The sequence below is a fragment of the Hymenobacter yonginensis genome (genome assembly GCF_027625995.1).
Lineage (GTDB): Bacteria > Bacteroidota > Bacteroidia > Cytophagales > Hymenobacteraceae > Hymenobacter > Hymenobacter yonginensis.
Map to the genome: position 1 here is coordinate 1,042,276 of NZ_CP115396.1, position 25,906 is coordinate 1,068,181.

General features: G+C 62.9%; 21 protein-coding genes. 11 read left to right on the forward strand and 10 right to left on the reverse strand.

Annotated elements, in window-relative coordinates:
- Window positions 1-28 precede the first annotated feature (28 nt).
- From O9Z63_RS04535 to O9Z63_RS04560, 6 genes are all read left to right on the forward strand, one after another.
- Entirely contained in the window at window positions 29-1,012 is a 984-nt protein-coding gene (locus O9Z63_RS04535) for an FAD binding domain-containing protein (protein ID WP_270128138.1), read from the forward strand.
- A gap of 142 nt (window positions 1,013-1,154) precedes the next feature.
- The gene (locus O9Z63_RS04540; protein ID WP_270128140.1) at window positions 1,155-3,497 is read left to right on the forward strand and encodes a xanthine dehydrogenase family protein molybdopterin-binding subunit; all 2,343 of its coding nucleotides are present in this window, start codon (window positions 1,155-1,157) and stop codon (window positions 3,495-3,497) included.
- A 175-nt stretch (window positions 3,498-3,672) separates the two neighbouring features.
- Window positions 3,673-4,869 (forward strand): XdhC family protein, encoded by a 1,197-nt coding sequence (locus O9Z63_RS04545; RefSeq protein ID WP_270128141.1) that lies wholly within the window; start codon window positions 3,673-3,675, stop codon window positions 4,867-4,869.
- A gap of 153 nt (window positions 4,870-5,022) precedes the next feature.
- On the forward strand, window positions 5,023-5,628 hold the full coding sequence (locus O9Z63_RS04550; RefSeq protein WP_270128142.1) for a nucleotidyltransferase family protein: 606 nt from the start codon (window positions 5,023-5,025) through the stop codon (window positions 5,626-5,628).
- Between the two features lie 78 nt (window positions 5,629-5,706).
- Window positions 5,707-7,113, forward strand: a complete 1,407-nt coding sequence (locus tag O9Z63_RS04555; protein ID WP_270128143.1) for an MFS transporter — start codon at window positions 5,707-5,709, stop codon at window positions 7,111-7,113.
- A gap of 114 nt (window positions 7,114-7,227) precedes the next feature.
- Window positions 7,228-7,743 (forward strand): DinB family protein, encoded by a 516-nt coding sequence (locus O9Z63_RS04560; RefSeq protein WP_270128144.1) that lies wholly within the window; start codon window positions 7,228-7,230, stop codon window positions 7,741-7,743.
- 163 nt (window positions 7,744-7,906) lie between these two features.
- Here O9Z63_RS04560 and O9Z63_RS04565 read toward each other — a convergent pair whose 3' ends face one another.
- The 3 genes from O9Z63_RS04565 to O9Z63_RS04575 all read right to left on the reverse strand — a co-directional run bounded on the left by O9Z63_RS04565 (window position 7,907) and on the right by O9Z63_RS04575 (window position 11,180).
- Complete coding sequence (locus O9Z63_RS04565; protein WP_270128145.1) at window positions 7,907-9,562, reverse strand: amidohydrolase; 1,656 nt, start codon at window positions 9,560-9,562, stop codon at window positions 7,907-7,909.
- Window positions 9,563-9,810: 248 nt separating this feature from the next.
- Complete coding sequence (locus tag O9Z63_RS04570) at window positions 9,811-10,266, reverse strand: hypothetical protein (protein ID WP_270128146.1); 456 nt, start codon at window positions 10,264-10,266, stop codon at window positions 9,811-9,813.
- A 140-nt stretch (window positions 10,267-10,406) separates the two neighbouring features.
- Window positions 10,407-11,180: an AMP nucleosidase gene (locus O9Z63_RS04575; RefSeq protein ID WP_044013057.1), complete on the reverse strand. Its 774-nt coding sequence runs from the start codon at window positions 11,178-11,180 to the stop codon at window positions 10,407-10,409.
- Between the two features lie 276 nt (window positions 11,181-11,456).
- On the opposite strand from O9Z63_RS04575, the gene O9Z63_RS04580 reads away from it, so the two are divergent.
- The 3 genes from O9Z63_RS04580 to O9Z63_RS04590 all read left to right on the forward strand — a co-directional run bounded on the left by O9Z63_RS04580 (window position 11,457) and on the right by O9Z63_RS04590 (window position 14,203).
- Window positions 11,457-11,843: a type I restriction enzyme HsdR N-terminal domain-containing protein gene (locus O9Z63_RS04580; protein WP_333490334.1), complete on the forward strand. Its 387-nt coding sequence runs from the start codon at window positions 11,457-11,459 to the stop codon at window positions 11,841-11,843.
- A 105-nt stretch (window positions 11,844-11,948) separates the two neighbouring features.
- Window positions 11,949-13,814 carry a PAS domain-containing sensor histidine kinase gene (locus O9Z63_RS04585; RefSeq protein ID WP_270128148.1) on the forward strand — a complete coding sequence of 622 codons (1,866 nt, stop codon included), beginning with the start codon at window positions 11,949-11,951 and terminating at the stop codon, window positions 13,812-13,814.
- On the forward strand, window positions 13,811-14,203 hold the full coding sequence (locus O9Z63_RS04590; protein WP_270128150.1) for a response regulator: 393 nt from the start codon (window positions 13,811-13,813) through the stop codon (window positions 14,201-14,203). The genes O9Z63_RS04585 and O9Z63_RS04590 overlap by 4 nt, the downstream gene beginning before the upstream one ends.
- 23 nt (window positions 14,204-14,226) lie before the next feature.
- Here O9Z63_RS04590 and O9Z63_RS04595 read toward each other — a convergent pair whose 3' ends face one another.
- The 4 genes from O9Z63_RS04595 to O9Z63_RS04610 all read right to left on the reverse strand — a co-directional run bounded on the left by O9Z63_RS04595 (window position 14,227) and on the right by O9Z63_RS04610 (window position 19,206).
- Window positions 14,227-16,155: an LTA synthase family protein gene (locus O9Z63_RS04595; RefSeq protein WP_270128151.1), complete on the reverse strand. Its 1,929-nt coding sequence runs from the start codon at window positions 16,153-16,155 to the stop codon at window positions 14,227-14,229.
- A 152-nt stretch (window positions 16,156-16,307) separates the two neighbouring features.
- The gene (locus O9Z63_RS04600) at window positions 16,308-16,904 is read right to left on the reverse strand and encodes an SMI1/KNR4 family protein (RefSeq protein ID WP_270128152.1); all 597 of its coding nucleotides are present in this window, start codon (window positions 16,902-16,904) and stop codon (window positions 16,308-16,310) included.
- Window positions 16,905-17,166: 262 nt separating this feature from the next.
- The gene (gene ald / locus O9Z63_RS04605; RefSeq protein ID WP_044013048.1) at window positions 17,167-18,294 is read right to left on the reverse strand and encodes an alanine dehydrogenase; all 1,128 of its coding nucleotides are present in this window, start codon (window positions 18,292-18,294) and stop codon (window positions 17,167-17,169) included.
- A 138-nt stretch (window positions 18,295-18,432) separates the two neighbouring features.
- A complete protein-coding gene (locus tag O9Z63_RS04610) occupies window positions 18,433-19,206 on the reverse strand; it encodes a DUF1573 domain-containing protein (protein WP_270128153.1) in 774 nt (257 codons plus the stop codon).
- A gap of 248 nt (window positions 19,207-19,454) precedes the next feature.
- Between O9Z63_RS04610 and O9Z63_RS04615 the strand changes: the two genes are divergently transcribed.
- On the forward strand, window positions 19,455-21,875 hold the full coding sequence (locus O9Z63_RS04615; RefSeq protein ID WP_270128154.1) for an alpha-ketoacid dehydrogenase subunit alpha/beta: 2,421 nt from the start codon (window positions 19,455-19,457) through the stop codon (window positions 21,873-21,875).
- Between the two features lie 215 nt (window positions 21,876-22,090).
- Here O9Z63_RS04615 and O9Z63_RS04620 read toward each other — a convergent pair whose 3' ends face one another.
- Window positions 22,091-22,669, reverse strand: a complete 579-nt coding sequence (locus O9Z63_RS04620) for a hypothetical protein (RefSeq protein WP_270128155.1) — start codon at window positions 22,667-22,669, stop codon at window positions 22,091-22,093.
- A gap of 117 nt (window positions 22,670-22,786) precedes the next feature.
- Between O9Z63_RS04620 and O9Z63_RS04625 the strand changes: the two genes are divergently transcribed.
- Window positions 22,787-23,791 (forward strand): acyl transferase, encoded by a 1,005-nt coding sequence (locus O9Z63_RS04625; protein ID WP_270128156.1) that lies wholly within the window; start codon window positions 22,787-22,789, stop codon window positions 23,789-23,791.
- 193 nt (window positions 23,792-23,984) lie between these two features.
- On the opposite strand, the gene O9Z63_RS04630 is transcribed toward O9Z63_RS04625, so the two are convergent.
- The gene (locus tag O9Z63_RS04630) at window positions 23,985-24,482 is read right to left on the reverse strand and encodes a YetF domain-containing protein (protein WP_270128158.1); all 498 of its coding nucleotides are present in this window, start codon (window positions 24,480-24,482) and stop codon (window positions 23,985-23,987) included.
- A gap of 137 nt (window positions 24,483-24,619) precedes the next feature.
- A complete protein-coding gene (locus O9Z63_RS04635; protein ID WP_270128159.1) occupies window positions 24,620-25,777 on the reverse strand; it encodes a sigma-54-dependent transcriptional regulator in 1,158 nt (385 codons plus the stop codon).
- Window positions 25,778-25,906 lie beyond the last annotated feature (129 nt).

Consider the following 25,906-nt stretch of genomic DNA (forward strand, 5'->3'; position numbering starts at 1 on the left):
ATCTCTTCATCACCTCATCACTAATTCCATGAATAACTTTAGCTATACCCAGGCTGGTTCGGCCAAGGAGGCCACGGGCCTGCTGAAAGACAAACCCCAGGCGGCCTACATTGCCGGCGGCACCACGCTGCTGGACCTGATGAAAGCCAATCTGGAGGAGCACCCGCAGCTGGTCGACATCAATACCCTGCCCTTCAAAGGCATCGAGCAGACCAAGGACGGACTGCGCATCGGGGCCATGGAGCGCATGAGCGACGTGGGCGAGAACAAACTGGTGCTAGAGCAGTTCCCGGCTATTTCCGAGTCGTTGCTGCTGGCGGCCTCGCCGCAGCTGCGCAACATGGCCAGCATCGGGGGCAACATTCTGCAGCGCACCCGCTGCGGCTACTTCCGCGACGCGGCGTTTCCGTGCAACAAGCGCGTGCCCGGCTCGGGCTGCCCGGCCTTGGAAGGCGACAACCACAACCTGGCCGTGCTGGGCACCTCCGAAAGCTGCATTGCCACCGCTTACCCCGGCGACCTGAGCGTGGCCCTGGCTGCCTTTGATGCCGTGCTTACCCTGGAAAACCAGAAAGGCAAGCAGCGCCAGGTGCCGGTGAAGGACTTCTACCTGCTGCCGGGCAAAACGCCCCAGAAAGAAACCATGCTGGAACCCGGCGAGCTGATTGTGGCCGTGACCATCCCGATGACCGCACAGGCCCGCCGCTCCACCTACCTGAAAGTGCGCGAGCGGAGCAGCTACGCCTACGCCTTGGCCTCGGCCGCCGTCGGCCTCGACGTGCAGGGCGGCACCATCCGGGCGGCGCGCGTGGCGCTGGGCGGCGTGGGTACTAAGCCCTGGCGCAGTCCCGAAGCCGAAAAGGTCTTGGTAGGCCAGCCGGCTACCGAAGCCACGTTCCGGGCCGCGGCGGCAGCCGCAATGCGTGGCGCCCAGCCCCGCAAGGAAAACGCGTTCAAAGTAGAGTTGGCCCAGAACACGCTGGTGCAGGCTTTGATGAAAGTAGCGGGCTAAGAACCGCCGGAACGTTATGTAGAGCGCAGCGAAGCATCTCGCGTGCTGACGTCAGGTCACCAGTACAACATCAGCACGCGAGATGCTTCGCTGCGCTCTGCATGACGTTCTATTCGAACAAGGCCTAGCACCAAACACCAACATGGATACCGCAGAACCAACTTTCTTTGAAACCAACCCCAAAGCCGGCGCGGTGGGCCAGCCCCTGAACCGCGTCGATGGGCGGGATAAAGTCACGGGCAAGGCCAAGTACTCGGCCGAGTTCAACCAGCTGCCGGGCCTCGTGCACGCCGTGCTCAAAACCAGCGACGTAGCCAAAGGTCGCATCACTGGTTTCGATACCTCGGCGGCCATGAAACAGCCGGGCGTACTGGCCATCCTCACGCACCAGAACCTGCCCAAGCTGGCCAAGACTCCCAATGATGCGGAGGGCAAGAAGGCCATCGGCGCGCCCATGGGCTTTCTGCCGCTGACCACCGACCAGATTCATTACGCCGGCCAGCCCGTAGCCATTGTGGTGGCCGATACGCTGGAGCGCGCCCAGTACGCCGCCGCGCTGCTGCGCGTACAGGTGGCCGCCGAAAAGCCGATTGCCTCCTACGAAGACCCGCAGGCCAAGCTGTTCGACCCCACGAAAGTACAGGACGGCAAAGCGCCGGCCCACACCGTGCGCGGCAACGCGCAGGCGGCGTTTGCGGCGGCTCCGGTGCAGCTTACCCACAAGTACACCCACGCCATCAACCACCACAACCCCATGGAGCCCGGCGCCACCACGGCCCACTGGGAAGCCCCCGACCGCCTCACCATCTACGACGCCACGCAGGGCGTGACGCGCACCCAGAAGGCCGTCAGCACCATGCTGGGGCTTTCGGCAGAACAGGTGCGCGTCGTGACCAAGTACCTGGGTGGCGGTTTCGGGTGCAAGGGCTCCAGCTGGCCCCATACCATCCTGACGGTGCAGGCCGCCAAAGCGGTGGGCCGCCCCGTGAAACTCTCGCTCACCCGGCCCCAGATGTTTACGGGCATGGGTCACCGCGAAGACCAGGAGCAGACCCTGAAAATGGGCGCTACCCGCGACGGCAAGCTCACGGCCCTCATCCACGAGAAAACCTCGACTACCTCGCCCTGGGATAACTACGCCGAGTCGAACAGCAAGATCATCAACATGCTGTATGCGTGCGAGAACTTCGAGTCTTCGTACCAATTAGCCCGCGCCAACGTCATGACCTCCACCTTCACGCGGGCTCCCGGTGAAGCGCCGGGCTCGTTTGCGCTGGAGAGTTCTCTTGATGATCTGGCCTACCAGCTGGGCATTGATCCGCTGGAAATCCGGCTGCGCAACTACGCCGAAAAGGACCACAGCACCGGCCAGGCCTGGAGCAGCAAGAGCCTGAAGGAGTGCTACTCCCGCGGGGCCGAGCTATTCGGCTGGAGCAAGCGCAACCCCAAAGCCGGCGCCACCCGCGACGGCCGCCTGCTGGTGGGCTGGGGCATGGCCACGGCCAGCTACCCCGTCCACAACTCCCAGGGCACGGCCCGCGCCCGCCTCTACGCCGACGGCCACGCCGTGGTGCAGTCGGGCGCTACCGACCTGGGCACCGGCACCTACACCGTGATGACGCAGGTAGCGGCCGACGCGCTGTTTCTGCCCGTGGATAAGGTGCGCTTCGAGCTAGGCGACACCAAGCTGCCTACCGCGCCCAACTCGGGCGGCTCGGTGGCGGCCGGCACGGTGTCGTCGTCGGTGTACATGGCCGCGCAGGACGTGTGGCAGAAGCTGATTAAGGTGGCGGTGATGGATAAGAAGTCGCCGTTGTACCGCGCCAAAGCGGCCGATGTGGAGGTGAAGCAGGGCCGTTTGCAGCTCAAGAACAACCCACAGAAAGGGGAGGACTTCGCCGCCATCATGAAGCGCGCCGAAATGGCCGACATCGAGGGCAACGGCCAGGGCCGCTACGGCAGCGGCTACGAAGATGCCCAGGCTGCCGCCAACGCCGACCCCGCCAAAAAGGACCAGGCCGCCGACCATTCCATGCACTCCTTCGGGGCGCACTTCTGTGAGGTGAAGGTTGACCCCGACCTGGGCACTGTGCGCGTCACGCGCTGGGTGAGTGTGCACGGAGCCGGCCGCATCCTCAACGCCAAAACCGCCCGCTCCCAGATCATCGGGGGCAGCATCTTCGGCATCGGGGCGGCGCTGATGGAAGGCACCGTGCGCGACCAGAACTACTCGCGCTACACCAACGCTTCCCTGGCCGACTACCACATTCCCGTCAACGCTGACATTCCGGAAATGACGGTGGAATTCATCGACGAAAAAGACCCCTACATCAACGCCATGGGCGTGAAAGGTATCGGCGAAATTTCGATGGTGGGCGTCTCCGCCGCCGTAGCCAACGCCGTGTTCCACGCTACCGGCAAGCGGGTCCGCAGCCTGCCGATTACGCCCGATAAAGTGCTGGCCACGAAACCAGTACAGGCGTAGGTAGAGCTGATGATCTAAAGCACGTCATGCTGAGCTTGTCGAAGCATCTCGCGTGCTGATGTTGAAATAGTAACTCAATGTCAGCACGCGAGATGCTTCGCTCCGCTCAGCATGACGTGCTTTTGTCTGTCTTCAGGCCAACGCCGCCGTTTCTCTATCCGTACTGCTGTGTATCATGACTGAACTCCAACGCCTGCTTATCGCCTACGACGCGCACCGCGCTGAGGGGCGCGCCTGCGCCCTGGCCTCGGTGGTGGACGTGGCCGGCTCGGCCTACCGTCGTCCCGGGGCCCGCATGCTGGTCACCGACGAAGGCCGCCTGACCGGGGCCATCAGCGGCGGCTGCCTCGAAGGCGACGCCCGCCAGCGCGCCCGCCGCGTGATTCAGCAGGGCCGCCCCACCGTCGTCACCTACGATTCCACCGACCCCGACGACGACCTGCAATTCGGGGCCGCACTGGGCTGCCAGGGAATTGTGCAGATTTTGCTCGAACCCCTCGACTTCCAAAATCCCGACAACCCCGTGGAGCTGCTGCGTCGCTGGGCTGAAGGGGTAGAGGCCAACGCCGTGGTAGCCACAGTATTCAGCACAGCTGGTTCGGGGGCTGAGGTAGCCGTGGGCCAGCGCCTGCTGTTGACTTCGGATAACACGGCCCAAGGCACGCTGCCGGAAGCCGCTGACCTGTACGCCGCCATTCTGGCCGATGCCCGCACTGCCTTGGCGGCTGGGCAGCCTGCTACCCGGCACTACCCGGCCGGTGCCGGTACCGTACGCGTCAGCCTGGAAATCCTGCGCCCACCCGTGCGCCTCACCGTTTACGGTGCCGGCAACGACGTGCAACCGCTGGTGCGCCTGGCTGCCGGCCTCGGCTGGCGCGTGCTGGTGGTAGACGGCCGCCCCGCTCAAGCCCAGCCCGCCCGCTTCCCCGAAGCTGATGAAGTGCGGGTGCTGCCGCTGGCGCAAGTGAGCGAACAGCCCCACGACGGTAGCTTCGCGCTGCTGATGACGCATAATTACTACTACGACCTCGCGGTGCTCCAGCACCTGTTGCCGGCTGCCACGGCCCGCTACATCGGGCTGCTGGGGCCGCGCAAGAAATACGAGCGGCTGCTGGAAGACCTCACTAAGGACACTCCTGATGCCGCCGAGCAGTTGCGAGGCCGCATCCACAGTCCCATCGGCCTGAACCTGGGGGCCGAAACACCCGAGGAAATTGCCCTGTCCATCGTGGCCGAAATCCAGGCGGTGCTCACGGGCCGCCCCGCCGGCTTCCTGCGCGACTCGCCGCATCCGATTCATCCGCCCCTGCACGCCAACGCCCCCCTGGTACCCGAGGGCCGGGTAGACGCCATGTGCGCCATCGGCGAGTAAACGCACAGTAGCGCGAACTTTGCAGTTCGCGTCCCCACGCCGTCAGATTCGTTCAACGGCCTGGGGACGCGAACTACAAAGTTCGCGCTATTGCTTTTTCAGACCTCCGACTTTATAGCCGGATAGCCATTCATCCGGCTACCTACCACCCCCATGTCCAACGCCATTCTTCTGCTGGCTGCCGGCTCCTCTTCCCGCCTCGGCCAACCCAAACAGCTGCTCCAGTTTCAGGGCCGGACGTTGCTGCGCCGCGCCGCCGAAACGGCCGTAGCTGCCGCAGCTGGCGCGCCGGTGGTCGTCGTCACCGGCGCCCTGCATCCGGAGCTGCTGCCGGAGCTGGTGGGCCTGCCGGTGCAGGTGGTGCGCAACCCCGACTGGGCCGCCGGCATGGGCGCTTCCATCCAGGCCGGCCTCACCTTCCTCGAAATCCTGCTGCCAGCCCCGGCTGGCGTCACAGTTATGCTCTGCGACCAGCCCTTCGTGACGCCCACCTTGCTGGCGGAGCTGCACGCGGCGCACACCCGCACCGGTCGGCCCATCGTGGCCTCGGCCTACGCCGAAACCCAGGGCGTGCCGGTGTATTTCGCGGCCGAAGCGTTGCCGCTGCTGCGGGCGTTGCCGGCCGGGGCGGGAGCGGGGCAGCTGCTGCGCCAGCACGCGGCCCTGGTGGCGGCAGTGCCCTTCGCGCTGGGTGCCGTGGACGTGGACACGCCTGAGCAGTACGCGGCGCTGCTGGCAGGTGAGCAGTGGGCCGTCTAACTTAGAACATGGACACTGGCAACGGCCCCGCCGGATTTCCGTTATCTTGCCCGAACCCTACCTCAACCATTTGCCCCTATGCGCGACGCTACCGCCGCCCCGGCTGCTCCGGCCACCGACCTTTACCATATTCCCAAGGACGATAAGCGCATCACCCGCGGCTGGACGTTCTACGACTGGGCCAACTCGGTGTACCCGCTGGTGATTACCAGCTCCATCTTCCCCATCTACTGGGGAGCCATGGTGAAGGCCGTCACGAAAACCGACAGCGGCAAAAGCCCGGTGGATTTCCTGGGTTTTCAGGTGCCCGGCTCCTCGCTGCTGACCTACGCCATTTCGGCCGCCTTCCTGTTCATTGCCATCATCAGCCCGTTTCTGACGTCGCTGGCTGACTTTTCGGGGCGTAAGAAGCTGTTCATGCAGATTTTCTGCTACCTCGGGGCCTTTTCCTGCGCCGCGCTGTTCTTCTTCACCCCCGATACGCTCACGCTCAGCACCTTCGTGTTCGTGCTGGCTACCATTGGGTTTTCGGGGTCCATTGTGTTCTACAACTCCTACCTGCCCCTGATTTCCAGCGAGGAAAAGTACGATTCGCTGTCGGCCCGCGGGTTTTCGATGGGCTATATCGGCTCGGTGCTGCTGCTGCTGGTTTGCCTGGGGCTGATTATGGGTCACGAGGCCATTGGGCTGGAAGAAGGGTTTGCTACCCGCTTGGCTTTCCTGCTCACGGGGCTGTGGTGGGCCGGTTTCGCTCAGATTGCCTTCTTCGCCCTGCCCGCCGACCCCGGCCGTCCCGCCGGGGCCGCCGACGAGTCGGGCTGGCTGCTCAACGGCTTCCGGGAGCTGGGCAAAGTATGGGACCAGCTCAAGCAGCTGCCCAACCTCAAGCGCTTCCTGCTGGCCTACTTCACCTACAACATGGGTGTGCAGACGGTGATGTACGTGGCCACCATCTTCGGCGACGAAGAGCTGAAACTTGAAAGCACGGCCTTGATTCTGACTATTCTGCTGCTCCAGATTGTGGGTATTCTGGGTGCGTACCTGTTCTCGAAACTCTCGGAGCGCATCGGCAACACCAGGGCCCTGAGCTGGGCCGTGTTCATCTGGATGCTGATCTGCATCGGCGGCTACTTCGTGCAGGCGGGCTGGTCGTTCTACGCGCTGGCCGCCGTCATCGGCCTCACGATGGGCGCGGTGCAGAGCCTTTCGCGCTCCACTTACTCCAAGATTATCCCCGAAAATACGCCCAACACGGCGGCTTTCTTCAGTTTCTTCGACGTGACCGAGAAGCTCAGTATTGTGATTGGTACGGCCGTTTTCGGCGTTATCGCCCAGCTCACGGGCTCCATGCGCAACAGCATTCTGTCGCTCATCGTGTTCTTCGTGCTGGGTCTGATTTTCCTGCTCCGTTTGCGCGGCAAGAAGCTGCGCGACGATGTGAGCGGTGCTGATCCGAAGCTGGCGGAAGGCCTCAGCGGCAACTAACGGCCGGGGTTCCTCTGGCTGCCGCCGAATCCCGGCAAATTTCAGTACTTGCCAACGAGCACCGGCCGCCCCGGTGCTCGTTGCTGTTTTCACGCCACCCAACCGCAGTTCCTTATGCACACGTCCTCTCTCCAACAGAACATCCTGGCCGAACTCGACCACGAACTGGCCACCACCCGCAAGCTGCTGGAGCGCGTGCCCTACGAGCAGGCCGACTTCACGCCCCACCCCAAAAGCATGAAGCTGTGGCAGCTGGCCTCCCACATCGTGAACCTGCTGGCGTTCAACCAGCTCTTCGTGCAGCACTCCTCCCGCGACTTCCTCGACCCGAACGGCCCCAAGCCCGGCCCCACGCCCACCAGCTCCGAGGAGCTGCTACAGCGCTTCGACCATTACAGCGCCAGCCTGCGCCAGGCCCTGCAGGAATCCGACGATGAGCAACTGACTGGTAGCTTCCGCCTGCACCGCGGCGAGCAGACCCTAATGGAGCGGCCCAAAGGCGCGGCCATCCGCATCATGGGCCTCAACCACAGCATCCACCACCGCGGCCAGCTCAGCGTCTACCTGCGCCTGCTCGACATCCCGCTGCCCGCCATGTACGGCCCCTCCGCCGACGAGCAGGGCTGGTAATAGAGGAAGTAGAAGAAACCAGAACGTCATTCAGAGCGAAGCGAAGAATCTCGCGTGCTGACGTTGTGATAGTAGCCCTGTCGTAGGATTACCATTGCAACATCAGCACGCGAGATTCTTCGCTTCGCTCTGAATGACGTTCTGCTTTATAACGGTCTGGTTTCTATTTCACCGAAAACACCCGCTCCCCGGCAATCCAGGTTTGCTGGACCTGGGCGGTGCGGAGCTGCTCTTTGGGGGCTTCCAGCAGGTCGGTTTTCAGGATCACGAAGTCGGCGGCCATGCCGGGGCGGATGCTGCCTTTCTGCTTGTCCTCGAAGGCGGCGTGGGCGGCCCAGGTGGTCATGCCGCGCAAAGCGTCGGGGCGGCTGAGGGCGTTTTCCATCTGGAAGCCGCCGGCCGGGTAGTTCTTGGCATCCTGCCGGGCCACGGCCGAGTGGAAGCCGTAGAGCGGGTTGATGTCTTCCACCGGGAAGTCGGAGCCCAGGGCCACCTGGCCGTATTGCTTTCGCAGGTCGTTGAAGGCGTAGGCGGTTTTGAGGCGGTTGGCGCCCAACCGCTCGCCGGCCCAGTACATATCGGAGGTGGCGTGGGTGGGCTGCACCGAGGGCACGATGCCATACTGCCCGAACTTGGCTATATCGGCCCCACTCACCACCTGGGCGTGCTCAATGCGCCAGCGCCGGTCCTTCTGGCCCTTCAGCGCCTCGCCGTAGATGTCGAGCAGCAGGCGGTTGCTAGAGTCGCCGATGGCGTGGGTATTCATCTGGAATTTGCTGGCGGCCAGCTCCTTCGCCAGGCTGCGGAAATCCGCCACCGACGACAGCAAGAAGCCGGTTTCCTTCGGGCGGTCGGCGTAAGGGTGGATCAGGCAGGCACCGCGGGAGCCCAGGGCGCCGTCGGCGTATACCTTGAACGAGCAGACCGTGAGGCGGTCCTTGAATACCGGGCCGTTTTTGAGGTAGAACTCTTTGTTTTCTTTGGTGGGGGCCAGCATGGCGTAGAGGCGCACCTTCAGCTTGCCCTGCTGCTGCAAGGCGTCGAGCCGGTCTACGTTGGCTTTTTCCAGGCCAGCATCGGCCATGCTGGTGAGGCCCACGGCTACGCACCGCTTTTGGGCTTCCAGCAGCGCCGTTTCGGCCTCGGCGGCGGTGGGCTCCGGGATTTTGGCGGCCACCAGCTTCACGGCGTTATCCACCAGCAGCCCGGTGAGCTGTCCGGCGGCGTTTTTGGTAATGGTGCCGCCGCTGATGGGCGTGCGGGCCGTGACGCCCGCTAAGTCCAGCGCCTTTTGGTTTACGAGGGCTGCGTGCCCATCCACCCGAATGATGAACACGGGCGTATTCGGGAACAGCGCGTCGAGGGTGTCTTTGGTAGGAAACTGCTTGTTGGCCCAGTCGTTCTGGTCCCAGCCGCGGCCCGTGAGCCAGGCCGCCTGCGGGTACTGCTGGCGCTGCTGCTGGAGCTTCTGTATCACTTCCTTCCAGGAGCCGGTGCCCACCAGATCCGCGTCGCGCAAGCCCAGGGCGTAGCGGTAGAAGTGGCAGTGCGCGTCGTAGAAGCCAGGGTAAATGAACTGGCCCTGGGCGTCCACTTCCTGCTTGCCCTGGTACTTGGCCCGGATTTCCTCAGCCGTGCCCACGCCCACAAACTTGCCATCCTGCACGGCAAAGGCCTGCGCTTTGCTGAACGCGGAGTCGACGGTATACACCGTGGCATTGTAGACGATGAGGTCGGCGGGCTGGCGGGTGCTGGAGTTGCAGCCGAAAAAGCCCAGCAGCGGCAGTAGCAGCCAGGACGAACGTAGAGTTGAGGTCATGCAGCGAAGGTACGGGCGGCCACGGAATTGGACTTGTTCTGTGAAAAGCTTGCTAACCCAAATTGCGGAGTAGCCGCGTAGCGGCGAGAGGTCTGTATTCTTGACCTAATGAAGACATACAAGCCGCGTAGCGGCGGCAGATTTGCCGGCAAACCTGTCGCCGCTACGCGGCTTTTGTCAGGGGGCAACTGCTGTGCTACACACCTGTCGCCGCTACGCGGCTATTCCGCAACTTGCGTTTGCTGGAATTATTGAGGCGCGGTTTTGCGGCGGCGCGCCCGGGCATCCTGCTGCCGGCAGTGCTGCAGCCATTCCAGCGCGGCCATTTCCGTTGTGAATCGCTCCAAGCGGTAAGGGCGGCCGTCGAAGTAGGTGAGGGCCGGAATGCCCGGGTCTGCTAGCACCCCGGCCAGCTGGTGCGGTGCCATCAGGTAGGCCAGGTAAGTGGGGCGTTTCAGGCGGATGGGCAGCTGCGGAAAAAAGTCACTCAGCATCCACTGCACGTCGGCGGCGTCCACGCCGCCGGCGCGGTTGCTCAGGTCTACCAGCCAGAAGCGGCAGCGGCGCGACACGGCCGCATCCAGCAGGGCCGCGTAGCCCCGGTGCAGCTCGAAGGGCATCACCCCGCGCCACCAGCGGCCCGTCAGCACACGGGGCTCCGCCAAGTAGTCGATGGTGAGGTAAGAAGAGGAGAAGTGTTGCATAGACAAGTGGTTGTGGTGGGAAGGAGGGCGGGAGAAACGGCAAGCGCCGCAACAAAAAATCCCCAGAACTGCAGCAGCCCTGGGGATTACTCGCTACACGCAGCGGCGCAAGCTAAAAAAAATAAGCAGAGCCGCCGATTCTACTCGAAGCGCATGTGCTTTACCGACTCGCCGGAATTTTTCAGCTCCAGCAGCGAGTCAATCCCGATTTGCAGGTGGGAGGTCACGAAATCGGCCGTAACTTTTTTGTCGCTCTCCGACGTCTTCACGCCCTCCGGCGTCATCGGGTTGTCGCTCACGAGCAGCAGCGCGCCGTGCGGAATCTCGTTCACGAAGCCCACCGTGAAAATGGTGGCCGTTTCCATATCCACGGCCATGGCCCGGATCTGGCGCAGGTACTCCTTGAAGTTTTCGTCGTGCTCCCACACGCGGCGGTTGGTGGTATACACCGTGCCGGTCCAGTAGTCCTTCTCGTGCTTCTTGATCATGCTGCTCACGGCGCGCTGCAACCGGAACGAGGGCAGGGCCGGAATCTCGGCGGGCAGGTAGTCGTCGGAAGTACCCTCGCCTCGGATAGCAGCGATGGGCAGAATCAGGTCGCCGAGCTTGGTTTTGTTTTTCAGGCCGCCGCACTTGCCCAGAAACAGAGCTGCTTTGGGCTGAACGGCCGAAATCAGGTCCATCACGGTAGCGGCCATCGGAGAGCCCATGCCAAAGTTAATGATGGTGATGCCGTTGGCCGTGGCCGTCTGCATGGGCTTGTCGAGGCCGCGGACTTCCACGCCAAACTGCTCGGCAAACATGTGCACATAGTTGATAAAATTGGTCAGCAGAATGTACTGGCCAAAGTCGCCGAGCGGCACGCCGGTATAGCGGGGCAGCCAGTTCTCTACGATGTCGGATTTGGTTTTCATATGGACTTGGTTGGTTGGGAAATACGTGTTTTGGAGGAGAGAAACGGAACAACGTCTGCTGGCCGACTGGGCGCTGGCGCGCCCAGTCGGCCGCTCAGAGCCGGGGCCGCACTCCGGGCCGCCACCCTACGAAAAAACCGTCAGACCCTTGGCAAGAGGATGTGACGGTACGGAGGCGAGAAAGCGGAACCAGAGCTCAGGGCCGTACCTTTGGAGGTGATGCAAGAGTTAGACCTGCCGCCTTTCGACTACAAACTTACACAATCCGGCTCAACTATGTTGATCTGGGACATGCTGCGCCGCAAGCAAGTGGTGCTGACGCCCGAAGAGTGGGTGCGCCAGCACGTGGTGCACTACCTGATCAGCCACCGCGGCTACCCCAAGGGCCTGCTGAGCCTGGAGCGGGGCCTGCGCTACAACCAGCGCCAGAAGCGCACCGACCTGGTGGCCCTGGATGCCACCGGCCAGCCGCTGCTGCTGGTGGAGTGCAAAGCGCCTTCGGTACCTATTACGGCTGCCGTGGCCCAGCAGGCGGCCACCTACAACCAAACGGTGGGTGCGCCGCTGCTGCTGCTCACCAACGGCCTGCAGCATTTCTGCTGGCGCGTAGATTTTGCGGCCCGCACCAACGAGCGGCTGGCCGAGGTGCCCCGCTACGAGTAAGGAGCCGCGCAACTTAGTGCGCTGTTTTCGCGCGTACTGCCGTATAACTCCCTGTAATGCCGGTTGATGGCATATAGTGTGTGGTATCCTGTAGCAGCTGGGCCGATGATAGACACGTACACGGAGGAAGTGGCCGAGGCCGGTTCCGGGACGGTAGAAGAAGCCTGCGTCACGTTTGCCGCACAGGGGATTTTTCAGTCGGCCAATGCCAGGCTTCTGCAGCTGTTGGGCTGCTCCGCCGAGGTGTTGCAGGGGCGCCCGGTTTCCGACCTGCTCGATCGGGCGGCGGCGGCGCAGGTGCTGGCGCTGCTGCAGGAGCCTTCGGAGCCGGCCCGCATCCTGTCTTTAGTGGCCACGCTGCAGCGCCCGGATGGAGACGCGCAGCCGGTGCAGCTTACGCTCCTGCCGCTTAACCCCGCCGGCCTGCTCACCTGCATTGTGCGGCCTCTGCTTCCGAAGCTGGCCGCCGAAAAAGCCCTGCGCGAGCAGGAAAAGCAGCTGTCAGTGATATTTGCCAGCATTGCCGACGTGATTTTCGTGCTCGACGTGCTGCCGGACTTTCACTACCGCTTCCTGTTTGTGAACCAGGCTTTCGAGGACGTCACGGGTATCTCGCGGCAAGCTATACTGGGCCGGCTGGTGCAGGACGTGATTCCGGAGCCTTCCCTGAGTCTGGTGCTGGAAAAGTATCGGGAAGCGGTGGAAACGGGGCAGAGTGTGCAGTGGCAGGAAACCACCGAGTACCCGCGGGGCCAGTTGATCGGGCAGGTCCGCGTGACGCCCGTGCTCAACGAGGCCGGCGTCTGCTACCAACTGGTGGGCATCGTGCACGACCTGACCACCCAATACCACGCCGAGGAACGGCTGCGGGCCAGCAACGAGCGGTTCATCTACGCCCTCAAAGCTACCACCGACGCCATCTACGACTGGGACATCCGGGCCGATACGCTGTATTGGGGCGAAGGATTTGAGGAGCTGTTTGGCTATCAGCTGGCCCGCAACCCCACCGGCTTCGGACAGTGGGCAGACTATGTGCATCTGGAAGATGCCGCCCGCACCGTCGACGACCTGCGGCATACGGCGTACGAAACCAGCGGCAGCCACTGGCAGCAGGAGTACCGGTTTCAGCGGGCCGATGGCTCGTGGGCCATCGTCTTCGACCGGGGCTACATCATCCGCGACGCCCGCGGGCAGGCCATCCGCATGATCGGGGCCATGCAGGACATCACCGAGCGGAAGCAGGCCGAGGAGCAGCAGCAGCGCATGGCCCAGGACGTGTACAAGCAGAATGCCGACCTGCAGCAGTTCACCTACATTCTGTCGCACAACCTGCGGGCGCCGCTGGCCAACGCCGAAGGCTTCGCCAGCCTGTTGGCCCGCACCCCGCGCCGGTCGGCGGCGTTTGATACGGCCCTGCGCCACCTGAGCACCAGCCTGCAGCAGGTCGGCGACGTGCTGGAAGACGTCAATACCATCCTGTCGGCCCGCGACAAGCCGGTGGTGGCCGAGCCCGAGCCCGTACCGGTGGGGGCCGTGTGCCGGCAGGTGATGCAAACGCTGGCCGCTGACCTGGCCCGCTGCCACGGGCAGGTTACGTGTTCCATTCCCGACACGCTGCTGCTGCCGGGCAAGCGGGCCTATTTCTACAGCATTTTCCTTAACCTGCTCAGCAATGCCATCAAGTACCGGGCGGCGCACCGGCCGCTGCGCGTCACCATCGAGGCCTGCCTGCACCCGCCCGGCCACACCGTCATCAGCATCGCCGACAATGGCTCCGGCTTTGAGGTGCCGGCCAGCAGCCAGGACGTGTTTCAGCTCTACAAACGCTTCCACCGCAGCGTCAGCGGCCGCGGTATTGGCTTATTTCTGGTGAAAGCGCACGTAGATTCGATGGGAGGAAGCATTTTTGTGCACAGCATCGTCCGGCAGGGCACTACCTTTACGCTGCATTTCAGCCCACATTCCGCATGACTACCTTCCTCATCGACGATGATAGCCTGAGCAACTACCTCACGGAAACGCTGCTGAAGATGGAGGATTTCTCTTCTGATATCCGCACGTTTGAGGCCGCCGACGAGGCGCTGGCGGAGCTGGTGCAGCAGCCGGAACAAGCCCGGGTGGTGTTCTTGGACCTGAATATGCCCCTGATGAACGGCTGGGAATTTCTGGATGCGCTGGCGCCGTACCGCAGCCGCCTGCTGGGGCACTGCCGCATCTACATCCTCACCTCGTCGTTGGCCCTCTCGGATCTGAACCGCTCCCACGACTACGAGCTGGTGGCCGGCCTGATCCACAAGCCCATCGATAGCGGCGAAATCCGGGCCATCCAGGCTTCATTGGCCCAGACCAGCGCCGAGTAGCGGCTCGTGAAGCAGGGCCCCCGCTACTGGCGGTAGAGCGTGTTGTCGAGCAGGCCGGTGGTGAATACCTGCACGCAGGCTTTCAGCTCGTTGCCGTACTGGCGCAGCTTTTCGGGGTTGGGGTGGGCGAGGGGCGCGGCGGGCAGCGCGTGCGTCTGGTAGGGGTAGAGCCGCACCTGGTTGTCGGCGGTGAGCTCCGTCACGAAGTCGGAGTGCACCAGAAAGTAGCTGCCGCCGCTCAGAAACAAGGCCCGCCCGGTGGAAGTGCTATCGAATGCCGAAGACCCAAAGGGCAGCAGCTGGCGCGCTGGCACCGGCACCTGCAGCAAGTCCAGCACAGTGGCCGGCACGTCGGCCTGCTGGGTGATGCGGTGCGCGTTGGCGGCAGGCAGCGCGCGGCCCGGATGGAACAGTAGCAGCGGCGTCTTGTAGGCACCCAGCGTGTTCTGGTACGCCGGGTCGTCGGACTGCGAGGTATGGTCGGCGAGGAGCACGAACAGCGTGCGGCGGTACCACGGCTGCCGGGCCGCCGCCGCGAAGAACTGTCGTAGCGCTAAATCGGAATACGCTACCGTGGCGTGAATGGGCAGCGTGCCCGGCGCAAACCGCTTGGTGTAAGGCGCCGGCACCAGAAACGGCTCGTGGGCGCTCAGCGTGAAAACAGTGCTGAAAAACGGCTCGGGCTGCCGGCCCAACTCCCGGGCAAAGTACTGCAGATACGGCACATCGGGAATGCCCCAGTGCCCGTCGAAATCGGGGCTGCCAGCGCCGCCGGGGTACTCATCTAGCCCGAAATACTGCTGCATCCCGGCAATGCCGGCGAAGGTGTTGAAGCCCATGGTGCCGTTCTGGGCGCCGTGGAACAGTGAGGTGCGGTAGCCGCGCCGGCCCAGCAACTCGCCCAGGCCGTGCAGCTCGTTGGTTTGGAAGCTGGAGGTGATAAACGAGTTGTCCATGAGGCCCGGCAGGCCGGCCAGCGTGGCGGGCAGCGCCTCAATGGAGCGGCGGCCGTTGGCGTAATGCTCCCGAAACAGCAGCCCGCCGTGCGTGGCCAGCGAGTCGAAGAACGGCGTGTAGCCGCGCTTGCCGGGGTTTTCGACGCCTGTATACTCGGAGGCGAAGCTCTCCAGCAGCAGCAGCACCACATTGTCGGGGCGTGGGGCGGTGGTGGCGGGCGGTAGCGGGCGGGCCGCCAGCGCCTGCCGCAACTCAGCCGCCGACTGGAAGTATTGCTTCCGCTCGATGGTCTGGGCGTCGAGGCTTTTCAGGAACGTGAACGTGCTGTTGAGGGCCAGGTGCCCCAGCACGGCCGGCTGCTGCCCGAAGGCGTGGCCGGTGCGCAATGGCTTAAGCTGCAGCCCGCCCCGGATGCCCAGCACCACCAGTGCCGCCAGCGCCAGCACCTGCCCGGCGTAGAGCAGGCCTGTTTTAGGGCTTGGGGCTTGTGGCCTAGGGCTTAGGACGGTGGTGTTATTGGCCGGAGCAGGTTTCGGCAGTGGGTACAGCCGCCACAGCGCGGCCAGCAACAGCCCAAACGGAATCAGCAGGTACCAGTAGGTAAGCACCAGCTGGCCCGCCTGCCGCCGCACGTCGTCGCCGATGGTGGCCAACTCGTTGCTGGTGCGCCGCCCGATAAACTTGAAATACTCGGTGTCAATCAGGTTCAGGGCCACGCCTAGGGCGTTCAGCAGCAGCCATACCGCCCGCACCAGCCGTTGCCAGCCCTGCGCCCGGCTGGGCACCAACGACAGCAGCAGAAACGGAATATTGAGCAGCAGCAGCCCCGCCACATCAAACCGGAACCCGTGCCAGAACGCCAGTAAAATCTGCCCGGTTTCAGCCTCCTGAAACGTAACGCGGTTGGCCGCATAGAACCCCAGGCGCAGCAGCAGATACGCGCCCAGCAGCAGCAGAAAACGACGAGCCAACAGGCGCAGAAACTCAGCGGGCATAGCAGTGCAAAAGGGGGCTGTAGCGCGAAGTCTTTGCTCCGCGTTTTGCAAAATTTTGTTGGTGAACAGCCGGAGGGAGTCACAAACCGCGAAGCAAAGGCTTCGTGCTACTTCCTCGGGTATGCGCAAAACGGCACAGGCTGAAGCCTATGCTACAAGGGCTTCAGGCTGATCGACTGGCCGTCGGGCAGGTCTTTGATCTGGCGGTGGAAGTCGGCCAGCCACGCCAGGCGCTCCGGTGCGCCAATGGCTTTCAGGCTGGGGGCTTGCTGGGTAGTGGCCATGCAGGAAGGCGGGTAGATGCTCAGCAGCTGGCCCGGCCGCAGCACGCCGCCGCTTTGCTGGAAGGCCCGCAGCGGCTCCATGCCCAGGGCATCGAGCGGAAACTTCTCGGCCCCGAACAGAAAGTGCTTGAAATCCACTTCCAGGTCGGCCAGCTCGCCGGTTTCGGTGTCCAGCCACAGCACGGCGTCGCCGCGCAGCAGAAACTGGTTGCCGGCGCAGTCCTGCCCGAACGGAATGTCGGTTTCGAGCACTTGGGCGTAGGTGCGCCAGAAGGCCGCGGGGCCCTGCCAGGCCTCAGCCAGGGAGTGCCAGCTGGGCTCGGCCACGCACCCGCGCAAGTGCAGCCCACCGAAGTAGGCCACCACACCGTTCTGCTCGCGCAGAAACGCCTGCAGGTAGGAGGGAAGGCGGGCGAAGCTCACCAAATCGGTCAGCTCGCCGCCGGTATACAGAATGCCTTTCATGGCAATGAGGAAATGAAATAAAAAAATCGGCCCTGCTGCAGCGCAAACCGCGGTAGGCCGCTGCCCGGCCAAAAAGAGGTAACGCGAAGTTTCACTTCGCGCAACGCCGGAACGGCCTACACCACTGGGCCGCCTACTGGCAGTGCGTGCGCTCCGCAAAGTGGAACTTCGCGTTACAGCTGGCTGCCTCAAAAATCAAAAATTGAGCGTCCCAACGTCCAAAGGCCGCCAGAACGCTCAATTTCTAACACGTAACTGCTATCTAAACAGCGGCTTCTTCCATTACCGACTCCACCGACTCCAGGGGCAGGCCCCAGGCGTCAGCTACGCCTTTGTACACCACTTTGCCGTGCACCACGTTCAGGCCGAGGCGCAGGGCCTCGTCGCGGCGGCAGGCTTCCTGCCAGCCCAGGTTAGCCAGCTTCACGGCGTAAGGCAGCGTAGCGTTGGTCAGGGCCAGGGTAGAGGTATAAGGCACCGCGCCTGGCATGTTGGCCACGCAGTAGTGCACGATGTCGTCGATGATGAAGGTCGGGTTTTCGTGGGTGGTCGGCTTGCAGGTTTCGATGCAGCCGCCCTGGTCCACGGCCACGTCCACGAGCACGGTGCCGGGGCGCATGGTCTTGAGCATGTCGCGGGTGATGAGGTGCGGGGCTTTGGCACCCGGAATCAGCACGGCGCCGATGATGAGGTCGGCGGTTTTGATGGCTTCGCGGATGTTGTACTCGTTGGAGTACTGCGTCACCACGTTTTTCGGCATGAAGTCGTCCAGCTCGCGCAGACGGTTTAGGCTGATGTCCATCACGGTTACTTTGGCGCCCAGACCGGCGGCAATTTTGGCGGCTTGCGTGCCCACGATGCCGGCACCCAGTACCAGCACCTCGGCGGGCTTCACGCCGGGTACGCCACCCAGCAGAATGCCGCGGCCTTTCAGCGGCTTCTCCAGGTACTTGGCGCCTTCCTGCGGGGCCATGCGGCCGGCCACTTCGCTCATCGGGATGAGCAGGGGTAGGGCGCGGGTGGGCAGCTCTACGGTTTCGTAGGCCAGGCACACGGCTTTGCGCTCAATCATGGCGTGGGTCAGCTCCTCGCCCGAAGCAAAGTGGAAGTACGTAAACAGCAGTTGGTTTTCCTTGATGAGGGGATACTCGGAGGCAATCGGCTCCTTCACCTTCACAATCATCTCGGCCTTGGCGTACACGTCCTCGATGGTAGGCAGCACAGTAGCGCCGGCCTGCTCGTATTCGGCGTCGGAGAAGCCGCTACCGTTGCCGGCCGTGGCCTGCACGTATACGTCGTGGCCGTGCTTGCGGAATTCAGCTACACCGGCAGGCGTCAGGCCTACGCGGTTCTCGTTGTTCTTGATTTCTTTCGGTACGCCGATGATCATGGCAGAACGTGAAGGTGGGTGGGTGAAAATTGAAGCTGCAAAGATAGGGGATGAAGTGATGGGGTGAGGAAGTGAAAAAAACAGGATTTCGGTAATCCGGCTTTTTCACTTCCTCACCCCATCACCTCATCACTCAAATTATTTAAACGGTACGACGGCGCCGCTTTCTTTCACCATGCTGCCCGCGTTCAGGTCGCGCACTACGGTGGCTTTCAGCGTGATTTTAACGTCGCCGTTCAGGTCGTTGGAGGTCAGGGTGGCCATGTCGCTCATCTGGCCGGTCTGGCGCTGGGCGTACAGGATTTCCACCACGGCGCTCTGGCCCGGCTGGATGGTGGGCGGCACGGCCTTGTAGCCGATGCAGTTGCACTGCGACGTAATCATGCCCAGCTCCAGCGGCTGCTTGCCGGGGTTTTTCACCGTGAACTTGGCCACGGCCTGCTGGCCGCTTTCCATTTTGCCGAAATTATGCACGTTGCGGTCCAGCACCAGCCGCGGCGACTGGGCCAGCTGGGCCGGCGTCATCATCGTTTTCATCTCCGATTTGGTTACCACGTCGCCCTTGATGGTAAGCACCGCGCTGGGCGTGCTGGCGTTGCTGGTCACGGTCACGGTTTTGTTGAAGATGCCGGGGCGGCCGGCGCTGCTGTACATGGCCTTGATGATGCCCGATTTGCCGGGCAGCACCGGCGTCTTGGTCCAGTCGGGGGTGGTGCAGCCGCAGCTGGCTTGCACGTTGGCAATGATAATGGGCTGGTTGCCGGTATTCTTGAACTTGAACTCGTAGGTGGCCATAGTGCCTTCGGGCACTTTGCCGAAGTCGTGGGTGTCTTTCTCAAACTTCATGACGCCCTGGGCCCGGACACCCAGCGCCAGCAGGCAGAAAATCAGGAGGGAGGCAATGTGTTTCATAGAGGGTAGCGCGAGGCATGTGCCCGGCGTATGTAGTGAACAATGGAGCCGAAAAGAATACAGCTGAGGCGTAAAGCAGATGCCGCGCACCACAGCCAATTCAAAGATATACAAAAACGTGCCGGCCGCGTATCAACCCCGCCCCGTGAATGCTCCCGGCCAAATCCGTACTTTTGGGCGCCTGTTTGCCGCAGGTACTCTTTCCGCCCGCTATTTTCCCGGCCCCAACACCCTTCCCCACCCGCCCTATGCCCACCGATGTATCTGCTGACCTGATGGCCACTACCGCAACTCTGAGTAAAGACGACCTGCTGCACGACTACCGCCTGGGCTGGGAAAGCCGGCAGGCCTCCTTGGCCGGGCGCAAAGAAGTGTTCATGGGCAAGGCCAAATTTGGCATCTTCGGCGACGGCAAAGAGCTGCCGCAGCTGGCCATGGCCCGCGCCTTCCGCCCCGGCGACTGGCGCTCGGGCTACTACCGCGACCAGACCTTCATGCTGGCCGCCGGCGAGCTGACCCTGCAGCAGTACTTCGCCCAGCTCTACGCCCACCCCGACGCCGAAGCCGAGCCCGCCACCGCCGGCCGCGCCATGAACGGCCACTTCGCCACCCGCATCCTCGACGAGGACGGCAACTTCAAGAACCTCGCGCAAAGCAAGAATTCGTCGGCCGATATTTCGCCCACCGCCGGCCAGATGCCGCGCCTCGTGGGGCTGGCCTACGCCTCCAAACTCTACCGCCAGAATCCCGAGCTGCACCAGTACGACCAGTTTTCGGTGAACGGCAATGAGGTGGCGTTTGGCACCATCGGCAACGCCAGCACCTCCGAAGGTATGTTCTTCGAGGCCCTGAATGCCGCCGGCGTGCTCCAGATTCCGCTGCTGATGAGCGTCTGGGACGACCACTACGGCATTTCGGTGCCCGCCGAGTACCAGACCACCAAGCAAAGCATTTCCGCCATTTTGGCCGGTCTGCAGCGCGACGGCGAAGGCGAGCAGGGCTTCGAGATTTTCGTGGTGAAAGGCTGGGACTACGCCGCCCTCGTGGATACCTACCAGCGCGCCGCCGAGGTGTGCCGCACCCAGCACGTGCCGGTGCTTATCCACGTCACGGAGGTGACGCAGCCGCAGGGCCACAGCACCAGCGGCTCGCACGAGCGCTACAAGAGCAAGGACCGCCTGACCTGGGAAGAAGAGCACGACTGCCTGCGCAAAATGCGCGAGTGGCTGCTTGCCGAGGGCCACGCCACCGAAGACGAGCTCAACCAGATTGAAGCCGCCGCCAAGGAAACCGTGAAAGTGGCCCGTACGGCCGCCTGGAGCGAGTTCTTCAACCCCATCAAGCAGGAGCGCGACGAAGTGGTGGCCCTGCTTAACAAGCTGGTGGCCGACACCGGCACCGAAAACGGCCTGCATGAGCTGGTAGAGCACCTGGAGCACAACCCCACGCCCATCCGGGCCGACCTCGTGCGCACCGTGCGCCGGGCCCTGCGCCAGGTGCGTGGCACCCGCAGCGCCGGCCGCCGCGACCTGCTCAGCTGGCTCGACCAGGCCTTGGCCGAAAACGCCGACCGCTACAACTCCTACCTGTTCAGCCAGAGCGAGGAAGCCGTTGGCAACATCGAGGAAGTGAAGGCGGAGTTTGCCCACGATGCCCCGCAGGTAGACGGCCGCGAGGTGCTGCAGGCCTGCTTCGACGCCAACTTCCAGCGCGACCCGCGAATTTTCGCCATCGGTGAGGACGTGGGCCGCATCGGCGACGTGAACCAGGCGTTTGCGGGCTTGCAGGACAAGTTTGGTGAGCTGCGCGTGACCGATACCGGCATCCGCGAGTGCACCATCGTGGGGCAGGGCATCGGGGCGGCGCTGCGCGGCCTGCGCCCCATCACCGAGATTCAGTACCTCGACTACCTGCTCTACGCCATCCAGATTCTCTCCGATGATGTGGCCTGCCTGCAGTACCGCACCAAGGGCGGCCAGAAGGCGCCGCTCATCGTGCGCACCCGCGGCCACCGCCTCGAAGGCATCTGGCACAGCGGCTCGCCGATTCAAATGATTCTGGGCGCCATCCGCGGTATGCACCTGTGCGTGCCCCGCGACATGACCCAGGCGGCCGGTTTCTACAACACGCTGCTGCGCTCCGACGAGCCGGCCATCGTCATTGAATGCCTCAACGGCTACCGTTTGAAAGAGCGGATTCCGAGCAACGTGGGCGAGTTCACGCTGCCGCTGGGCGTGCCCGAAGTGCTGCGCGAAGGCACCGACATTACGGTGGTCACCTACGGCTCGATGTGCCGCATTGTGCTGGACGCCGCCAAGCAGCTAGCCGAAGTGGGCATTTCGGTGGAAGTGTTGGACGTGCAGACGCTGCTGCCTTTCGACCTGGAGCACGTCATCACCGACAGCATCCGCAAAACCAACCGCGTACTCTTCGCCGACGAAGACGTGCCCGGCGGCGCTACGGCTTACATGCTCCAGCAGGTGCTTGACGGCCAAGACGCCTACCGCTACCTCGACTCGGCCCCGCGCTGCCTCGCGGCCCAGCCCCACCGCCCGCCCTACGGCTCCGACGGCGACTACTTCAGCAAGCCCAACGCCGAAGACGTGTTTGACGCCGTCTACGAGCTGCTCCAGGAAGCCGCTCCCAAGCAGTTTCCGGCTATTTATTAGGTGAGTGATGAAGTGGAAGGTGATGAGGTGATGGGGTGGCTGGGGAGGAGGTAGGCACAATGCAGTGGCAGCAATCTGGTACCTCGTCACTCCAGCACCCAAAACCATAAATAAAGAAACAGGTGAGGAAGTAGCCGAAATTCAGCCTCTTCCTCACCTGTCACTTTTTGCCTGTCACCTCATCACCCCATCACTTCTCACTTCATCACCAAAAACTACCTCACTACTACAAAGCTGCTGGTTGTGACTGTGTTGCTGGTGTTGAGGGCGCGGTCCTTGATGGTGATTTCGTAGCGCACTTCCTGGCCAGGGAAGAATGGGGAGCCCAGTGAGAGGCGCTGGCCAAAGCGCAGGTCGCCTTCCAGCGGTGCTTTCTTATCAGCGTTGGGCTCCAAGTGCGGAAACTGCCCGTAATATGCCTCAGGCCGGATTTCCAGACCATTGGGCGTGCGGGTATAGGGCACAAACTGGCCAGCGCTGTTCTTCACAAATAGCTTGATAATGTAGTTCCAGTGGTTGGGGTTGAGCGTGCCGTCGGCGTTGAGGCGCTGGTATGGCGGGTTTTCATACTCCTCCTGAGTGAGGCCCAGGTCACCGTCGCCGTCCTTGAAGCCCAGCGTGATAATCACGCTGTCGGCGGGAGTGGTGTCGCCGGGGTTTGGGAGCTGGCGCGCCACGGTCAGCGACTTGAACTCAATGCTGGGCGTCTCCGGAAACTCCGGCGGGCTGATGCATGAACCTACCGCTACGCTGGCCGCTGCCAGCCCCAAACCCAGACGAAGCGTACGAAACATGGTCATAATAACTAGCTGTTGTGAGGCGAAAATAGCCTTGTGGAAGGCAAAAGGTACGATTTCTCAACGAAGCCGCCCGGCAATTGTTATTCTCTCTGCTAACCCCGCCGAGCCCCAATGAGTTTCCGCACCGAATACCTGGCTGAGCTGCCCCACCTGACGCCCGAAACCGCGCCAGCCGCCGCCCTGCGCCTGTTCCGGCATCAGGCCGAGCACTGCCCGCCCTACGCCGCCTACCTCTCCGCCCTCGGCCGCGACATGCGGCAGGTTTCGCGGCTCGAAGACATACCGTTTCTGCCCATCGAGTTCTTCAAAACCCAGGAAGTCCGCACCGAGCCGGCCGGGTGGGAGCCGCAGGAAACGTTTCTAAGCAGCGGCACCACCCTGCAGCAGCGCAGCCGCCACCTCCTGCGCGCCCCGCACCTCTACCGCCAGAACGCTGCGCACATCTTCCGGCAGTTCTACGGCCCCCTCACCGAGTGGACGTTTCTGGCTTTGCTGCCCTCGTACCTGGAGCAGGGGCACTCGTCGCTGGTGGCCATGGTGGAGTATTTTGCCCGGGAGTCGGGGCAGGGGCAGGACGCGTTTTTCCTGCACGACCACGCCGCGCTGCTGCAGGCTCTGGCCGAGGCTAAAGCGGCCGGCCGCCGGGTGCTGCTGTTTGGCGTGAGCTACGCGCTGCTGGATCTGGCCGCCAAATATGGGGCCGCGCCGGAGTTGCAGCACATCACGGTGCTGGAAACCGGCGGCATGAAGGGCCGCCGCCGAGAGATGATTCGGGAAGAGCTGCACGCTGAGCTGCAGCAGGCTTTCGGACCGGCCGGCATCCACTCCGAGTACGGCATGACGGAAATGCTGAGCCAGGCCTATAGCTTCGGCGACGGCCGTTTCCACGCGCCCCCTCAGCTGCACATCCTGCTCCGCGACCCCGCCGACCCGTTCTCCGTCAGCGCCACCCGTCCCGACGGCGCCCTCAACGTCATCGACCTGGCCAACATCGACAGCTGCGCCTTCATCGAAACCAAGGACCTGGCCCGCATGCACCCCGATGGCTCGTTTGAAGTGCTGGGCCGGATGGATAACTCCGACGTGCGCGGCTGCAATCAGATGGCCGGCAGCTAAATTGTCATTCCGAGCAAATCGAGGAATCTGGGTGAGTTGATCTTTGGCCGGCAGCCCGATGTAGAGACGCAATATTTTGCGTCTTGTCGTTGAACGACTGGAACTGTGCCGGTTGAACAACATCAGCAACGGCGAGACGCAAAATATTGCGTCTCGCTCTACTCAGGTTCCTTACTCCATTCGGAATGACAATTCACTTCTTCACAACGGTAATCGTGCCGTCGTGCTCCAGGCGGACCACTTTGGTTGTGGACAGGTCGTCGGTGTTGGCAGTGGCGCGCACGCCGGCCCGGAGCTCCTGCTCGCTCACGCTGGCCCGGGCTAGTTCCTGCTGATGAATGGTGACGCCTTCCGCCAGGATGGAGTCGGAGCCCTTCACCAGCTTGCGCAGCAGCGGCGAAAAATACACCGCATACGCCAGGGCCCGGTGGACTGCCACCAGCGCCGCCGCCGCCGTGAACGTGACGCCCATCGGCGCATCGGCAATAATAACGCGGCTGAGCAACGCCCCAAACATAAACTTCACCACCATATCGAGGGCGCTGTTGCCACCGAAGGTGCGCCGACCTGACAGCCGCAGCAGCACCAGGGCCACCAGAAACACCAGCACGGCCCGCGCGCATGTCTGCCCGATGGTGATGGTATCGGCCGTTGCCTGTATACCCAGTAGGTTATCGAAAAACTCCTGCATGGCTTGAATCGGGCAAAATAGGAAGGCGGACAGCAACGCGGGCCAGCCACCGGAACTGTACCCGGCAACTGGCCCGCGTTGTATATACTTGGAATGAAAACCGCAGCCGCTAGCAAATGGTTAGCGGCCGCTGGTAGCTATTTGCCGGCAAATGCTTTAGCGTCGGCGGCAGATATGGTGTCGTCGCTCATAATCACGAGGCGCTCCACCACGTTGCGCAGCTCCCGGATATTGCCGCGCCAGTCGAGGCCTTTGAGGTAGTCGAGGGCGGCGGCGTCGATTTTCTTGGGCTTGTTGCCGTAGTCGGCGGCAATGTCCTTGAGGAACTTCTCAATCAGCTCCGGGACGTCGTCGCGGCGGTCGTTGAGGGCCGGCACCTGAATCAGGATGACCGAGAGGCGGTGGTAGAGGTCTTCGCGGAAGTTGCGGTCGGCAATTTCCTGCAGCAGGTTTTTGTTGGTGGCGGCCAGCACGCGCACGTTCACGCTGATTTCCTTTTCGCCGCCTACCCGCGTAATCTTGTTTTCCTGCAGCGCCCGCAGCACCTTGGCCTGGGCCGAAAGGCTCATGTCGCCGATTTCGTCCAGAAACAGCGTGCCACCGTCAGCCTGCTCGAACTTGCCGATGCGCTGCTTCACGGCCGACGTGAACGAGCCTTTCTCGTGCCCGAACAGCTCCGACTCAATCAGCTCCGACGGAATGGCGGCGCAGTTCACCTCAATCAGCGGGCCGCCGGCGCGGTTGCTGAGCTCGTGCAACTGGCGTGCTACCATCTCCTTGCCGGCGCCGTTGGGACCCGTAATCAGCACCCGGGCATCGGTAGGGGCTACCTTCTCGATGGCCTTGCGCACGGCCCCTAGCTCCGCCGAGGAGCCAATCATCTCCGAGCTTTTGGCGACTTTCTTTTTGAGCGTCTTGGTTTCGGCCACCAGCTTGGTGCGGTCCAGGGCGTTGCGCACCGTCACGAGCAGGCGGTTCAGGTCTGGTGGCTTCTGCAGGAAATCGTAGGCGCCTTTCTTGGTGGCATCCACGGCCATTTCCACGTTGCCGTGGGCCGATACCATGATAAAAGCTGCGTCGGGCGCCACAATGCGGGCCCGCTCCAGCACCTCAATGCCGTCCATTTTGGGCATTTTGATGTCGCAGAGCACCACGTCGTATTTGTCGCGGATGAGCATGTCGAGGCCGGTGGGGCCGTCCTCGGCCTGGTCGACCTGGTAGCTTTCGTACTCCAGAATTTCCTTGAGCGTGTGGCGGATGGCCTTTTCGTCGTCGATTATAAGAATGCGGGGCATAAGCAAAGGAAGTTGGGCAGCGAAAGTAACGAAAACAAGGGCGCAAACGATGCCTTTTCTATCATGCTGCGCCATCTGTCATCCTGAGCTTGCGAAGGACCTTATCACGTTTGGATTACTTCCGAACGA